Genomic DNA, 14183 nt, shown 5'->3' with positions numbered 1-14183 from the left:
AGCATAGGCGCCCAGCTCCACGGCTGTAAGTGCTGGACGGGCGGTCATGTGCGCGAGGCTAGAGGCGGCGCGTGTTGGGGGCATGTCGTGAATGTATCAGTTCTGACACAATTGACCTGAATGGCGGCTGTAGCGTGGTTGAACAGTATTTACCGATCATCGGATCCCGCAACGGCGCTGCTTGCGCTACAATCCGCGCCGATTTCGACTTGCCTGAGAGCCCATTCCAATGTCCGTCTGCCAGACTCCTATCATCGTCGCCCTGGATTACCCCACTCGTGACGCCGCACTGAAGCTGGCTGACCAGTTGGACCCGAAGCTTTGCCGGGTCAAAGTCGGCAAGGAACTGTTCACCAGTTGCGCCGCGGAAATCGTCGGCACGTTGCGTGACAAAGGCTTCGAAGTATTCCTCGACCTGAAATTCCATGACATCCCCAACACCACGGCCATGGCGGTCAAGGCCGCTGCCGAAATGGGCGTATGGATGGTCAATGTGCACTGCTCCGGCGGCCTGCGCATGATGACCGCCTGCCGCGAAGTGCTGGAGCAGCGCAGCGGCCCCAAACCGCTGTTGATTGGTGTCACCGTGCTGACCAGCATGGAGCGCGAAGACCTGGCCGGTATCGGCCTGGATATCGAGCCTCAGGAGCAAGTATTGCGCCTGGCGGCCCTGGCGCAGAAGGCCGGCCTTGATGGTCTGGTGTGCTCGGCACTGGAAGCCAAGGCTTTGAAGACGGCTCACCCGTCGCTGCAACTGGTGACCCCGGGGATTCGTCCGGCGGGCAGTGCGCAGGACGACCAGCGTCGTATTCTGACGCCGCGCCAGGCACTGGATGCAGGTTCTGACTACCTGGTGATCGGTCGCCCGATCAGCCAGGCGGCGGACCCGGCGAAGGCGCTGGCGGCAGTGGTTGCCGAAATCGCCTGACCGGTTTGCGGTCAACTGTGGGAGCCGGGCTTGCCCGCGATGCAGGCAACTCGGTCCTACAGTGATATTGAGTTGAGGCTATCGCAGGCAAGCCAGCTCCCACATTGACCTGCCCACACCCGGTTTCGTGGTCTGTCAGCTGACCTTCAACACCAACTTCCCAAAGTTCTCGCCGTTGAACAGCTTCATCAACGTCTCCGGGAACGTCTCCAGCCCCTCGACAATGTCTTCCTTGCTCTTGAGCTTGCCCTGCGCCATCCAGCCGGCCATTTCCTGCCCGGCCGCAGCAAAGTTCGCGGCATGGTCCATGACCACAAAGCCTTCCATGCGCGCGCGATTGACCAGCAACGACAAATAGTTGGCCGGGCCTTTCACAGCTTCTTTATTGTTGTACTGGCTGATCGCACCGCAGATCACCACGCGCGCCTTCAATGCCAGGCGGCTGAGCACAGCGTCGAGAATGTCACCGCCGACGTTATCGAAATACACGTCCACGCCTTTGGGGCATTCGCGCTTGAGGGCGGCGGGTACGTCTTCGTTTTTGTAGTCGATCGCTGCGTCGAAGCCCAGTTCATCCACCAGGAACTTGCACTTGTCGGCACCCCCGGCGATGCCCACCACGCGGCAGCCTTTGATCTTGGCAATCTGCCCGGCAATGCTGCCGACCGCACCGGCGGCGCCGGAAATCACCACGGTCTCGCCGGCCTTTGGGGCGCCGGTATCGAGCAGGGCGAAGTAGGCGGTCATGCCCGTCATGCCGAGGGCTGACAGGTAACGGGGCAGGGGGGCGAGTTTAGGGTCGACCTTGTAGAAACCCCGTGGCTCGCCAAGGAAATAATCCTGTACGCCCAGCGCGCCATTTACATAATCGCCGACCGAAAATTTCGGATTGTTCGAAGCAATCACCTTGCCTACGCCCAACGCCCGCATTACTTCACCAATGCCTACCGGCGGAATGTACGACTTGCCCTCATTCATCCAGCCACGCATGGCCGGGTCCAGCGACAGGTATTCGTTGTGCACCAGCACTTGCCCGTCTCCAGGCGTGCCGACTGGCACTTCCTGGTAGGTGAAGGTTTCCCGCGTGGCCGCCCCGACCGGGCGTTTGGCGAGCAGGAACTGGCGGTTGGTCTGGGCAGTCATGGCAAGAGCTCTTCAAGAAGTGGACCTTGAGTGATAGACCCTGAACGGTCTGGGGGCAAGGTTATTAGAGGGGGGCGAATGCCTGCCGATAGACTTGGATGATAGTGAGTCGTGCGGTCTTATCACTGCGATTCATGCAGCACCCACCGGCCTTCTGATAGTGCTGACGCGCCCGCCGCGCCGTTGGCTAGACTCGTCTCACGGCTATTTCTTCCATAGGACATCCCCCATGAGCATGACGTTTTCCGGCCAGGTCGCCCTGGTGACCGGCGCCGCCGCCGGTATTGGCCGCGCTACCGCGCTGGCGTTCGCCGCAGAAGGCTTGAAGGTTGTGGTCGCCGACCTGGACGTGGCGGGCGGCGAGGGCACGGTTGCGTTGATCCAACAGTCGGGTGGCGAGGCGCTGTTCGTGCGCTGCAACGTCACCCTGGACGCGGATGTGCAGCAATTGATGGCGCAGACCGTCGCCGCTTATGGGCGCCTTGACTATGCCTTCAACAACGCCGGGATCGAGATCGAGAAGGGCAAGTTGGCCGACGGCACACTGGACGAGTTCGATGCAATCATGGGCGTCAACGTCAAGGGCGTGTGGTTGTGCATGAAGTATCAGTTACCGCTGTTGCTGGCCCAGGGCGGCGGGGCGATCGTCAACACTGCGTCGGTGGCGGGGTTGGGTGCTGCACCGAAGATGAGCATCTATGCCGCGTCCAAGCATGCCGTGATCGGTCTGACCAAGTCGGCAGCCATTGAGTACGCGAAGAAAAAAATTCGTGTGAACGCAGTCTGCCCTGCGGTGATCGACACTGACATGTTCCGTCGTGCCTATGAAGCTGACCCGCGCAAGGCGGAATTTGCCGCCGCCATGCACCCGGTCGGGCGTATTGGCAAAGTTGAGGAAATCGCCAGCGCTGTGCTGTACCTGTGCAGTGATGGGGCCGCATTTACCACTGGCCAAGCGTTGGCAGTGGATGGCGGCGCGACGGCTATCTAGGACTCAAGGTCGCGCACTCTTCGAAAAGGCCAGGGACGCTGTGGGGCGTTTCCATGGCTGGCACAAGGCCTCGTCAGAATGTGTATCAGTAGGTAAATAAGTCAATAAAATCAATACTTTAATAAAGGTTGGCGGCCGGCATGAGCGGGCTTCTGTGCTTAACTGTTTGGGGTTGAATAACAGACAGTTGAAGTGAGTGGCTCATGGATTTAGGGATCGATCGACAAGCCCTTGTACCGGTGGTGCAGCAAATCGTCAGCGCGGTGGCGCAATGGATACGCAAAAGCGGCGCGAGCCCCGGCACGCGCTTGCCGTCCATCCGGCAAGTGGCCCTCGATAACCTGCTTAGCCAGTCCAGCGTGATCGAGGCATTCGAGCGAATGGTGGCCCAGGGGTTATTGGCCTCAAGGCAGGGCTCGGGATTTGTGGTGGCCCAGCCGCCTGTTTCCCTTGAAAGCCACTGGTACGAGGGGGCGGAACTGGCGTGGGGCGCCTTCGTCGAAGGCCCGTTGGGCGAATTGAAACTGGGATGCGGCTGGTTGCCGGACGCGTGGCGTGAAAGCGACGACCTCTGCTACGCGGTACGCGAAATCAGCCGTACCGACACCGCCGGCCTCTTCAACTACAGCACGCCACTGGGACTGCCGGCGTTGCGTGAGCAACTGCTCAAGCGGCTGACCCAGATAAAAGTCGCCACTCGCCTCGATTGCATCCTTACGACCCACGGCGCCGGCCACGCCCAGGACCTGTTGATACGCACACTGCTCAAGGCCGGCGACACGGTGGTGGTCGAGACGCCGGGCTATGCCAACCTCTATCGGCAGTTGGAGCGCCACGGCGTCACGTTGCTGGAAGTCCCGCGCACCGTGGGCGGCCCGGATATCCCGGTGCTCGAGACGCTGCTGCAAAGCCATCGCCCCCGGTGCCTGTTCATCAATTGCCTGTACCACAACCCCACCGGTACCAGCCTGTGCCGTGCGATAGCCGAGCGTTTGCTGCAACTGGCGCGTAGCGAAGACTTCCTGATCATTGAAGAGGACGTCTATGGCGACTTGCAGCACGCCAGTTGCACGCGGCTGTCGGCGTTGCCCCACGATGACCGGGTGATCTATGTCTCGAGCTTTTCCAAGACCCTCAGCAGTGCGTTGCGCGTGGGTTACGTCAGTGCCGGCGCGGCGATCATTGCGCAAATGGCCAGCCTCAAGACGCTGACCGGCATCGGCACCTCGCGTTTTGCCGAAGCGGTCGTCGCCACGTTGCTGGCCAATGGCACTTACCGCAAGTGGGTGCAGCGCCTGCGCAAGCGCTTGAACACGCAAATGGCCGCGACCCTGCAGGTGCTGGAGGATGAGGAGTGGGAAGTGTTTGTTGTGCCTGCCGGCGGTATGTTTGTGTGGGCGCGGCCTGGCGTGGGCGATCCTTCACGGTTGCAGGCCTGTGCCCGGCGACTCGGCGTCTTGTTGTCGCCCGGTGCGCTGTTTAATCCAAAAGGTGAAGCAAGTGACTGGCTGCGCATCAATGTGGCCTATGCTGATGATCAGCGCGCGCTGGCGTTGTTCCGCGCCATGGGGCCTGCAAGATCGACCTCGACCATTCTGAAAACGACGAGCATGTAGCTTTTTGCCATTATTGTGGCGCCAACGTCTTGTGCCGGTAGCTCGTCGTTGCGAATCTCCCAGCATGGAAACCAGGCTTGATGGCATCTGCCATTGCAAGAGGATTCAAGTGCAATGATTTCGGCCGTGCAACGACGTTTTGCCAACCTCGGTATGGCGAAAAAACTAGGCTTGGGCTTCACCCTGGTGCTGCTGCTGACCGCGCTGGTGGCGGCCATTGGCGTGTGGTCCCTGCAAACTGTGGGGCAGCGGTTTGAAGGCCTCAAGGCGATGTCTTCGCTCAACAGTGGCTTGCTCAAGGTGCGCTTGATCGAGCAGGACTATGCGTTGCACGTTGACCCCAAAGCTGTCGATGCCCTGCATGAAAGCGTCGATGCGCTGGCGGCCCTGGCGGCCACGTTAAAAGCCCAGTCCGCTGCCAATGTACCGGTGATGAGCGATGTTGAGCAGGCGTTGGCCGCCTATCGCAAGGCGTTCGATGAGTTTGTCGAGTTGACCCAGACCAAGGACCTGGCCCTGGAGATGGCCAGTTGGTCGGTGTCCAGTGTGGCCAATAACCTCGACGTATTGCAGGCCGGTTTGGCCGATGATGGGGCCTATGGCCTCAAGGAAAGCCAGGGTAAGGACGGCGCCGAGTTTATCGCGCAGGCGGGGCAGGTCAGCCAGGTGTCGCGGTTGATGCTGCAAGCCATGAATGAAGCGCGGGTGCGCCTGGATCAGAGCCGCAAGGCGGATGCCGACAATGCCGAGCAAGGCAGGATCGAGCAGGCCGATCAGGCGCTGGCTCAGGTCGAACAGTTGAAAACGTCGGTCAAGGATGCGGGTTACCAGACCGTGCTCAACGAAGTGTCCGGGCATATTGCCGCGTTCAGCGAAAAACTCGGCGAATACACCGGGTTGCTGGCTCAGGAAAAAGTCGTCTACAAGCAGTTGCATGACCGCGCCGATCAAGTGGTCAGCCGGGTCAACCAGGCGTACGCCGCCGAAGATCAGTCGATGCAGGCGCAGTTGAAAAAAAGCGCGTTGCTGATCATCGGTTCCTCAGCCCTGGCACTGTTGGTGGGGTTGATTGCGGCGTGGGTGATCACCCGGTTGATCGTCGCGCCCCTGCGCAGTGTGATCACCGTGGCCCAGCAGATTGCCGCCGGGGACCTGAGTGGGCGGATGGAAGTCAGCCGTCGTGATGAGATCGGCCAGTTGATGCAGGCGATGCAGCAGATGGGCAATGGCCTGAGCCAGATGGTCAGCGGCTTGCAGGCGGGGATTGAGCAATTGGCCAGCTCGGCGCATTCCCTGTCCAGCGTCACCGAGCAAACCAATGTTGAAGTCAGCAGCCAGAAGGAAGAGACCGAGCAAGTCGCCACGGCGATGAACCAGATGACGGCCACGGTGCATGACGTGGCGCGCAACGCCGAAGAGGCCGCGCAAGCCGCGCAGACTGCCGATGACAAGGTCGAAAGCGGTCAGCATGTGGTGCGCCAGAGCCTGCAGCGCATTGAATTGCTTGCAACGTCGAGCACCAGTGCCAGCGCCAGTATCGAGAGCCTGAGTGCGGAAATCCAGAACATCGGCACCGTGTTGAGCGTGATCAAAAGCGTGGCCGAGCAGACCAATCTGCTTGCGCTCAACGCCGCCATCGAAGCCGCCCGCGCAGGCGAGCAAGGCCGAGGCTTTGCGGTGGTGGCTGATGAGGTGAGGGCGCTGGCCAAGCGCACTCAGCAGTCGACCGAGGAGATCGAGCGGCTGGTCAGCACCTTGCGCAGTGCGGCGCAGTCATCGGTACAGCAGATTCAGCAGAGTGGCGAATTGGTGAAGCTGGCCGTCAGTGATGCCCTGGAGACCGAGAGTGCGTTGGGCAGCATCGCCGCCGCAGTGTCATTGATCCAACAGATGAACCAGCAGATTGCGGCGGCGGCCGAAGAACAAAGCTCGGTGGCTGAGGAGATCAATCGCAGCGTCACCAGCATTCGCGCGAGCGCCGATCAATCGGCGTTGAGCATGCAAGGTAACGCCGCGTCGAGCATTCAACTGGCGCAATTGGGGGCTGAGCTCAAGGGCATGGTGGGGCACTTCCGCCTTTGATCGTGCCGTGTTGGCCGCGATCAAAGGGCGCAGGAGCGATCAGGCGTTGTTGGCGAGGAAGGTCAGCAGCGCTTCGCTGACGAAGTCCGGATTTTCCCGGGCAGAGATATGCCCGGCCTCTGGAATCAGGATCAGGCTGCAGCCGATCAGCTCGGCCATTTCCTGGGATTCGGCGGGTGGACGAGGCTTGTCCTGTTCGCCGCACATCACCAGGGTGGTCTCTGCGTCCAGCTGTGGCAGTTGATCCAATACGTCGGCGCGGCTGAAGATCAGGCGCCCCAGGGGCACGATGCTCTGCAGCAGCCGCTCCTTGGTAAACGCCTTCAGGGCCTTGCGGAAATCCTGATACAGCGCCGACTCACGATCGATCCCCGGTCGGAAGAAGATCGGTGCGACCACATCCAGCAACGGCTCCGGGATGGCGCCAGCGTCTTCGATCATCTTGAACAGCGAGAAATAGTACTGACGCGTGGTCTCGGGCTCGGCGCCCAGGTAGGTGTCCATCAATATCAGGCTGTTGATGCGCTCAGGTGCCCGCAATGCCAGGCGTGCGCCCCACATGCCACCGACCGACAGGCCCACCAGGTTGACCTGTGCAATGTCCAGTTGGTCCAGCAGGGCCAGGGCCTGGCGCGCCAGGTCATCCAGGGAGTGGGTCTGGGCCGGTAGCGGGCCTGACTCACCGTGGCCCCACAGCTCGGGGACGATGACGCGGTATTGTTGCGACAGGGCTTCAATCTGCGGTGCCCACATGTCGCGGTCCCACAGGTAGCTCGAGCCAAGGAGGACGACCGGGCCGGTGCCCTGGTCGACATAGTGCAGCGGTTGTCCATCAATCACGGCAACAGGCATAGCAGGCCTCTAACTTCACGGAGTGAGGGGCACTTTTTTACGCTAGTCGGGGCCGTGCGGATAGATGCAAAGTGATGGCATGTGGCGAGTAACTCGCCACATGCGAGGCAGGGCGATCAGTCGTAGATGGCTTTCTTTTTCCACTCTGCGTCGGCATCGACTACTTTCAGGCCTTCGGTCAACTCGTTGACTTCATCCTCGGCGGGCGCGCTGTTGGTCAGCACCGTAGAGTTGGCGCGGGCCAGTTGATTCTCCAGCAATTGCAACTGCGCGCTGTAGAGGACCGGCTCCGGCTGTTTGCGCAGGTACTGTACGCCACGCTCGAACGCCAGGCGTGCCTGGCCAGGCTGGCCTTGTTGCAGGGCGTGCTGGCCGAGGTTGTTGAAGAACTCGATGTGCAGCAGCACGAGAATATGGCGAATTTCCTTGATCCAGTGCTTGGCCTCGTTGGTCGGCAGGAATCCGTCCTGGGCGGCACGGGTGACTTGGCCGTGCAGGGCTTCCAACAGGAAACGCACATCCTTGGCCTTGGCTTCGGTCTGGATCGGCGCCGGCGGGTTGGCCACCGGAATCGATTCGCCCTGGCCGATCAGCGCATTCAATTCAGCGATACGGGCCTTGAGCGGCGCGCTGGACTTGTTGAGGTTCAACAGACGCTGGTTGACGTTGAGCTCCAGGCGGGTCAGCAACAGCTTGAGCTTCGGAGTCATCAACTGGCCGGGGAAGGTCTCGGTAATTTCACCGCAACGACGCAGCCGATCGTTGAGTTCGATTTCGGTGCGTTTCTTTTCCAGTTTGTTGTTTTCCACCATGTGGTTCATGTAGCCAATGGCGATCAGTATTACGATCCCGGCTACTACCAGCAGGGTGATCATGAGTGGTGTCACCGGTGTGACCTCTTTATAGGGTTTGTTGTGGAGTGTAGTGACTGGGCCATCCGGCGGATAGGACTGTTCGACCAGTTGCCCAGGTAGTTTCTTCTATATAGGTAAAGGCGCGCTGGATAGATGCACATTGCCATCATTTGCTGAGGCGAACTATAGCGCCTTGTCGGGCGCCAGAATATAGGCGTCAAAGCCCGGACGGGCAGATTGCCCGCAAAGGCCTGGAAAGCAGGGCGAAGTCATTGATTTAAATAAATTTATCCTTGGGGGTTGACGACCTTTCAATCCATCCATAGAATGCGCGCCACTTACAGCGTAAAGCACACAGCGAAATGCGGTAGGGAGTGAATGTTGTACGTGTGTCCCCTTCGTCTAGTGGCCTAGGACACCGCCCTTTCACGGCGGTAACAGGGGTTCGAGTCCCCTAGGGGACGCCATATGCGGGAATAGCTCAGTTGGTAGAGCACGACCTTGCCAAGGTCGGGGTCGCGAGTTCGAGTCTCGTTTCCCGCTCCAATTTACAAGCAGTGTGGCTTTCGGGCGGCACTGAGTGAAACCAGGACCAAGTCTTCGGATGCGGCCTCTGGGCACTGAAATACACACCATGTGTTTCAGTAGCGTGTCCCCTTCGTCTAGTGGCCTAGGACACCGCCCTTTCACGGCGGTAACAGGGGTTCGAGTCCCCTAGGGGACGCCATTTGCGGGAATAGCTCAGTTGGTAGAGCACGACCTTGCCAAGGTCGGGGTCGCGAGTTCGAGTCTCGTTTCCCGCTCCATATTTAACGAAAACGCCGATCAGTGATGATCGGCGTTTTTGTGTGTGTTGATTTTTATCCACGGAAACACACCGTGTGTAGGGCGTGTAGTGAAGCGCGTAGGAATAATCTGTATTTGATATCGGGTGGGTGTGTACCTGTTCCGTTGTCTCTACTCTGGCCAGCCCGTTCTGCGTGTTCACTTCAGAGAGCTGCCCGGATGTTCCAACTCGATTTCTATTCAACCTTGGTCGCCGCCTCGCTGGTGCTGTTACTGGGGCGCTGGCTGGTGGCCCGAATCGGCTTTTTACGTGCCTACAGTATTCCGGAGCCGGTCGCCGGTGGCCTGTTGATTGCCGCGTTGCTTGTGTTGTTGCGCGCACTGACGGGGGTCGAGGTTCGATTCGATGCGTCATTGCAAGCGCCATTAATGTTGGCGTTTTTTGCCACCATTGGCCTGAATGCGGACTTTGCCAGCCTGAAAAAAGGCGGACGGGTGTTGGGTCTCTTCCTGTTGGTCGTGACTGCCCTGCTGGTTGTGCAGAACGCCATGGGCATCGCCCTGGCCACGGCGCTCGGGCTCGACCCGCTCATGTGCTTGCTTGCCGGCTCTGTCACGTTGTCGGGTGGGCACGGCACCGGAGCCGCATGGGCGGGAGTGTTCAGTGAGAAGTATGGCGTGGCGTCCGCGTCTGAGTTGGCGATCGCGTCGGCGACGTTTGGCTTGGTACTGGGTGGCTTGATTGGTGGCCCGGTCGCGCGTTTGCTGATCAAGCGTGTACGCGTGCCGGGTGTTGAGCATTCTCAACCGCGCCTGCCGCAAGGCTTTGAGCAGCCCGATCAGGAGCGCTTGATTACCCCGTTCTCCTTTATTGAGACGCTTGCGCTCCTGGCGATCAGTCTGCAGGTCGGTACGTTTTTGAGTGGTTTGATTCAAGGTACGGCATTCGAGCTGCCGACTTTTGTGTGTGTGCTGTTCGTTGCAGTGGTAGTGCGCAACGGCTTGTCGGCGCTGGGCTGGCACCAAGTGTTTGAGCGTGAAGTGTCGGTGCTGGGTAATGTCAGCTTGTCGTTGTTCCTGGCGATGGCTTTGATGTCGCTCAAACTCTGGGACCTGGCGGCGCTGGCGCTGCCGATTTTCATCCTGTTGGCGGCACAGGCGTTGATGATGGCCCTGTTTGCGATTTTTGTGACGTTCCGGGTCATGGGCAGTCACTACGACGCAGCGGTGCTGGCGGCAGGGCACTGCGGCTTCGGTTTGGGCGCCACGCCCACTGCGATTGCCAATATGCAGGCGGTGACGCAACGCTTCGGCCCGTCGCCAATCGCCTTTCTGGTCGTGCCGATGGTGGGTGCGTTCTTTATCGATATCACCAATGCGGTGGTGATCAAGCTGTACCTGGCGCTGCCGTTGTTCGATGTGGTGGGATGAGTCCGCGACCTCTCGCTTCACCCAGAAGTTGGGTGAGGATTAAGAACCGCTCCTGCTCGACGGTGACCCGCGCCCGCTGGCATTGCAGCGCTTGAACCCCACAGGAAAACCCGTGAACGAGCCGATGCAGTAGGCCCTGCACTGTACTGAATGCCTTTCGGGTCGTTTACAGGGCCGCAATAACAACAACGCCGATCAGTGATGATCGGCGTTGTTGTGATGACGGCGACAGCCGGTGCTTTGCCAATCAGAGCTTCGGCAATTGCCCGACACGTCCCATCATTTCAGTGACAATCTGCAGGTCCAGCAGGAACTGGTCGACCGTCTTGAATTCACCGTCCGTATGCCCGGTGTATTTGACCTCCGGCCGCGCCAGGCCGAATTGCACGCCATTGGGCAGTTCATGCACGGAGGTGGCGCCAGCCGAAGTGCCGAACTTGTGTTCCATGCCCAGGTTTTCGCTGGCCACGGCCAACAAGGCCTTCACCCATTCACCTTCAGGGTTGCGGTACATCGGCTCGGCGACCGAGTAGGTGAAGTTCACGGCCACGTTGGTTTGCTTGTCCCAGGCGCTGAGTTTGTCGGCAATTTCGGCCTTGAGCACGGCCGGGGATTTGCCCTTTGGTACGCGCAGGTTCACCGCCAGCTTGAAGGCTTTGTCATCCAGACCGACAAAGGTCAGCGAGGTGGTCAGCGGCCCCATGAACGCATCGGAGAAGCCAACGCCCAGTTTGCCACCCAGGTAATCCAGGCCCCAGTTGTCGGCGGCATAACGCGCGGCATCGGTGATGTGGTTGTGCTTGAGGGCGATTTTGCCGTCGATGCTGTGGATCAGCTCCAACATGCGTGCAACCGGGTTGACGCCCGATTGCGGTTCGGACGAGTGAGCGGACACGCCGGTGACCGTCAGTTTGACCTGCTTGCCATCGACCTTGGCGTTGACCTCAAAGTCGCCGCCATTACGCTTGGCGTATTCCGCGCCGGCTTTTTGCAGGCTGGCGGCAAGTTCTGCGGGCGTGTCGCTGACCAGGGTGGCCACCGACACCGACGGAATCTGATTGGTGGCCATGCCGCCGGTCATCGCGATGATTTCCGCGCCTTTGCCTTCACCCTTGCGCACCGGGAACGTCGCCATGACGGTGCCGTAGCCTTTCTCGGCAATCACCACCGGGTAGCCGCCGTCCAGCGCCAGGTTGTATTTGGGCGTTGGGTTATGTTCGAAGTAGTAAGGAATCGCGTCGCCGGACGTTTCCTCGGTGGTGTCCACCAGCAGCTTGAAGTTGCGCGCCAGCGGCAGCTTCTCTTCCTTGATGACCTTCATTGCATACATGGCCACTACGATGCCGTTTTTGTCATCCTCAGTGCCGCGACCATACATGCGATCGCCGATCAGCGTGACCTTGAACGGGTCGAGTTTGGTGCCGTCCTTGAGCACCCAGTTTTCCGGCGTCACCGGCACCACGTCAGCGTGGGCGTGAATGCCGACCACTTCATCGCCGCTGCCTTCCAGGGAGATTTCGTACACGCGGTTGTCGATGTTCCGGAAGTTCAGGTTGAAGGCCTTGGCCAGGCTCTGAATCTTGTCGGCGATCTTGAGGAATTCCGGGTTCTTGTACTGCGGCAGGCCGTCGACGTTGAAGGTCGGGATTTCCACCAGCTCGCGCAGGGTTTCGAGGGCGGCTTTGCCGTATTTCACTCGCGTGTAAATACCCAGCAGGCGATTGATTTCATTTTGCTGGTCGGCGGTCAGGGTTTTATTGGCCAGGAAGGCATTGATGGCCGGCCCGACGTCATCGGTTTTCGCCAAGTCGCCCTTGGCCAGGGTGCCGAGGAAACCACGAAAATCGGTGACCGATGTTTCGTTGAAACTCTTCAGAATTGTCGCGCTCTGTTCGGCGGTGATGTTGGCAAATGCCGGTGTGGCGACGGCCGAGAGGCTGGCGGCGAACAGGGTGGCGGCAACCAGTTTTTTAAGGGGAAAGTGCATTGCTGGAGGCATTCCTTTGCAGGTAGTAAGTAAGGAGTTTCTGATCAATAAGTCAGAAACATTTCCACACACTACCATCACCAAGGTCGGGAGAGGGAGACCTTGGTGTGGGAAATGTCGTACTTAAATGCCGGGACTGTAGAGATCCAAATGTGGGCGCGGGCGTGCTCGCGAAGGCGGTGTGTCAGTCGAAGCCGGCGGTGACGGGTGCATCGCTATCGCAGGCAAGCCCGCTCCCACAGGGGTGTGGCGGGTGTTGACGCACGTTTCACATCAAGGCTTGCCAGGATGAGGGTCCGGATACTGTGCCGCTACATCCAATGGCTTGGCATAGGGCCCGTCCCACAACTGTTCATGCAGCTCTCCTATACGCTTGGCCATCGCCGTGTCGTGCATCACCACTTCCAGGTTGCGCGAGTTATCCAGGTACCCGCCCAGCCAGTTGCTGGTGCCGACCCATGCAACTTGCCCGTCGATTTCCATCGTCTTGCTGTGGATCACCCGCGCATAAGGGATAAACCCTTGCTTGGCCTCGGGCAGGGTGACGATTTTGATCTCTACATTGGGCAGCACGGCCAGGCTTTTGAGGTAGGGCAGTTCCAGCTTGTCGGTGTTCCAGTTGGACACCATCAGCTTGACCGCCACCCCTCGCGCTGCCGCAGCACGTACGGCGTTGTCGATCACCGCGTAGTACGGACGGGTCCTGTCCGGTCCGTAGGACAGCGGCGCGTAGTCGAGCAGTTGCACACGCACTTCTTTCTTGGCTTCGCTCAGCAGGCGCGGCAGTTCCAGCTGTGAATCGCCCACGCCCGGCGGGTTGTAGCGTTGCGGGCTGGCCACCAGATAGTTGCCGGTGCGCGCAGGTGCCTGGCTTGCGGCAGGCAGTGGCACCGGTTGTTTATCTGCCAGGGCGGCCTGGGCTTGCCAGTCCTGATTGAAGATCGCCTGAACCTGGCTGACCACGGTGGCATCGCTGATGCGCAGCCCGGTCTCGTGGATATGTTCCAGCGAGCGCCAATCGAAGTTCTGGCTGCCGACAAACGCCTGCTTGCCGTCCACCACCATGTATTTGGCGTGGATGATCCCATCGCTCAGTTGCCCGTACGACAGCACGCGGAAGGTCAGGTTGGGGATCGCCCGCAAGCGTTCCAGGGTGGACGCTTCCGACAGCCGAATGCCTTTTTCTTCGAGCAAAAAGCGAATTTTCACCCCGCGTTTGCCGGCAGCTTCCAGGTGTTCGATGACCTTGTCCATCACCGAGCCGGGATGGTCGGCCGCGTAGAACTGGCCGATATCAAGGGTGCTTTTCGCACCGTCAAACAACTCGATCCACACCGGGCCAGGCTGGCGCAAATCGGCGGTGCCCAATGCGGTGTCCACCGGCACGGTGTGCACCAGTTCAAACCCGGGAATCGAAAAGTCCGCTTGGGCAAGCGGACTGAGGAGTAGGCCGGTGAGGCCTGCGATACGCAACTTCAGCGATAGGGACATAGGAGTCTCGGCAGGCAAAAAG

10 protein-coding genes, 4 tRNA genes and 1 pseudogene are annotated in these 14183 nt (G+C 59.9%); 10 read left to right on the top strand and 5 right to left on the bottom strand.

Annotated features, from left to right (window positions below; all coding sequences use genetic code 11):
* Nucleotides 1-229 precede the first annotated feature (229 nt).
* Nucleotides 230-928 carry an orotidine-5'-phosphate decarboxylase gene (gene pyrF / locus ACI77D_RS23400; RefSeq protein ID WP_064451633.1) on the top strand — a complete coding sequence of 233 codons (699 nt, stop codon included), beginning with the start codon at nt 230-232 and terminating at the stop codon, nt 926-928.
* 135 nt (nt 929-1063) lie between these two features.
* On the opposite strand, the gene ACI77D_RS23395 is transcribed toward pyrF, so the two are convergent.
* Nucleotides 1064-2071 (bottom strand): NADP-dependent oxidoreductase, encoded by a 1008-nt coding sequence (locus ACI77D_RS23395; protein WP_064451634.1) that lies wholly within the window; start codon nt 2069-2071, stop codon nt 1064-1066.
* Nucleotides 2072-2300: 229 nt separating this feature from the next.
* Here ACI77D_RS23395 and ACI77D_RS23390 point away from each other — a divergent pair, with 229 nt between their 5' ends.
* From ACI77D_RS23390 to ACI77D_RS23375, 4 genes and pseudogenes are all read left to right on the top strand, one after another.
* A complete protein-coding gene (locus ACI77D_RS23390; RefSeq protein ID WP_064451635.1) occupies nt 2301-3062 on the top strand; it encodes an SDR family oxidoreductase in 762 nt (253 codons plus the stop codon).
* Nucleotides 3063-3265: 203 nt separating this feature from the next.
* The gene (locus tag ACI77D_RS23385) at nt 3266-4678 is read left to right on the top strand and encodes a PLP-dependent aminotransferase family protein (RefSeq protein WP_064451636.1); all 1413 of its coding nucleotides are present in this window, start codon (nt 3266-3268) and stop codon (nt 4676-4678) included.
* Between the two features lie 114 nt (nt 4679-4792).
* Nucleotides 4793-5902 (top strand): annotated as a pseudogene (locus ACI77D_RS23380) (HAMP domain-containing protein); the annotation flags it as partial.
* Nucleotides 5879-6760: a methyl-accepting chemotaxis protein gene (locus ACI77D_RS23375; RefSeq protein ID WP_407017591.1), complete on the top strand. Its 882-nt coding sequence runs from the start codon at nt 5879-5881 to the stop codon at nt 6758-6760. The pseudogene ACI77D_RS23380 and the gene ACI77D_RS23375, both read left to right, overlap by 24 nt.
* 39 nt (nt 6761-6799) lie before the next feature.
* Here the strand turns inward: ACI77D_RS23375 and ACI77D_RS23370 are convergent, their stop codons facing one another.
* Entirely contained in the window at nt 6800-7612 is an 813-nt protein-coding gene (locus ACI77D_RS23370) for an alpha/beta fold hydrolase (protein ID WP_407017585.1), read from the bottom strand.
* Nucleotides 7613-7728: 116 nt separating this feature from the next.
* Nucleotides 7729-8499 (bottom strand): hypothetical protein, encoded by a 771-nt coding sequence (locus ACI77D_RS23365; protein ID WP_064451639.1) that lies wholly within the window; start codon nt 8497-8499, stop codon nt 7729-7731.
* A 358-nt stretch (nt 8500-8857) separates the two neighbouring features.
* Here ACI77D_RS23365 and ACI77D_RS23360 point away from each other — a divergent pair.
* The 5 genes from ACI77D_RS23360 to gltS all read left to right on the top strand — a co-directional run bounded on the left by ACI77D_RS23360 (nt 8858) and on the right by gltS (nt 10683).
* A tRNA-Glu gene (locus tag ACI77D_RS23360) sits at nt 8858-8933 on the top strand.
* 3 nt (nt 8934-8936) lie between these two features.
* A tRNA-Gly gene (locus ACI77D_RS23355) sits at nt 8937-9012 on the top strand.
* A gap of 105 nt (nt 9013-9117) precedes the next feature.
* Nucleotides 9118-9193, top strand: a tRNA-Glu gene (locus ACI77D_RS23350).
* Nucleotides 9194-9196: 3 nt separating this feature from the next.
* Nucleotides 9197-9272: transfer RNA gene (locus ACI77D_RS23345), tRNA-Gly, on the top strand.
* Between the two features lie 199 nt (nt 9273-9471).
* Nucleotides 9472-10683: a sodium/glutamate symporter gene (gene gltS / locus ACI77D_RS23340; protein ID WP_407017584.1), complete on the top strand. Its 1212-nt coding sequence runs from the start codon at nt 9472-9474 to the stop codon at nt 10681-10683.
* Between the two features lie 247 nt (nt 10684-10930).
* Here the strand turns inward: gltS and ACI77D_RS23335 are convergent, their stop codons facing one another.
* The gene (locus ACI77D_RS23335) at nt 10931-12670 is read right to left on the bottom strand and encodes a dipeptidase (protein ID WP_064451641.1); all 1740 of its coding nucleotides are present in this window, start codon (nt 12668-12670) and stop codon (nt 10931-10933) included.
* A 273-nt stretch (nt 12671-12943) separates the two neighbouring features.
* The gene (locus ACI77D_RS23330) at nt 12944-14161 is read right to left on the bottom strand and encodes a phospholipase D-like domain-containing protein (RefSeq protein ID WP_407017583.1); all 1218 of its coding nucleotides are present in this window, start codon (nt 14159-14161) and stop codon (nt 12944-12946) included.
* Between the last annotated feature and the right edge of the window lie 22 nt (nt 14162-14183).

The organism is Pseudomonas sp. O39 (assembly GCF_045447295.1).
Lineage (GTDB): Bacteria > Pseudomonadota > Gammaproteobacteria > Pseudomonadales > Pseudomonadaceae > Aquipseudomonas > Aquipseudomonas antarctica_A.
Note: the sequence above shows the minus strand (reverse complement) of the source record. Positions and strands in the feature narration are given on the sequence as shown.

Bases quoted from the DNA above. Each gene is read 5' to 3' on its own strand.
- gltS (WP_407017584.1), top strand. From the start codon at position 9,472: ATGTTCCAACTCGATTTCTATTCAACCTTGGTCGCCGCCTCGCTGGTG.
- pyrF (WP_064451633.1), top strand. From the start codon at position 230: ATGTCCGTCTGCCAGACTCCTATCATCGTCGCCCTGGATTACCCCACT.
- ACI77D_RS23370 (WP_407017585.1), bottom strand. From the start codon at position 7,612: ATGCCTGTTGCCGTGATTGATGGACAACCGCTGCACTATGTCGACCAG.
- ACI77D_RS23330 (WP_407017583.1), bottom strand. From the start codon at position 14,161: ATGTCCCTATCGCTGAAGTTGCGTATCGCAGGCCTCACCGGCCTACTC.
- ACI77D_RS23395 (WP_064451634.1), bottom strand. From the start codon at position 2,071: ATGACTGCCCAGACCAACCGCCAGTTCCTGCTCGCCAAACGCCCGGTC.
- ACI77D_RS23385 (WP_064451636.1), top strand. From the start codon at position 3,266: ATGGATTTAGGGATCGATCGACAAGCCCTTGTACCGGTGGTGCAGCAA.
- ACI77D_RS23375 (WP_407017591.1), top strand. From the start codon at position 5,879: ATGCAGGCGATGCAGCAGATGGGCAATGGCCTGAGCCAGATGGTCAGC.
- ACI77D_RS23390 (WP_064451635.1), top strand. From the start codon at position 2,301: ATGAGCATGACGTTTTCCGGCCAGGTCGCCCTGGTGACCGGCGCCGCC.
- ACI77D_RS23335 (WP_064451641.1), bottom strand. From the start codon at position 12,670: ATGCACTTTCCCCTTAAAAAACTGGTTGCCGCCACCCTGTTCGCCGCC.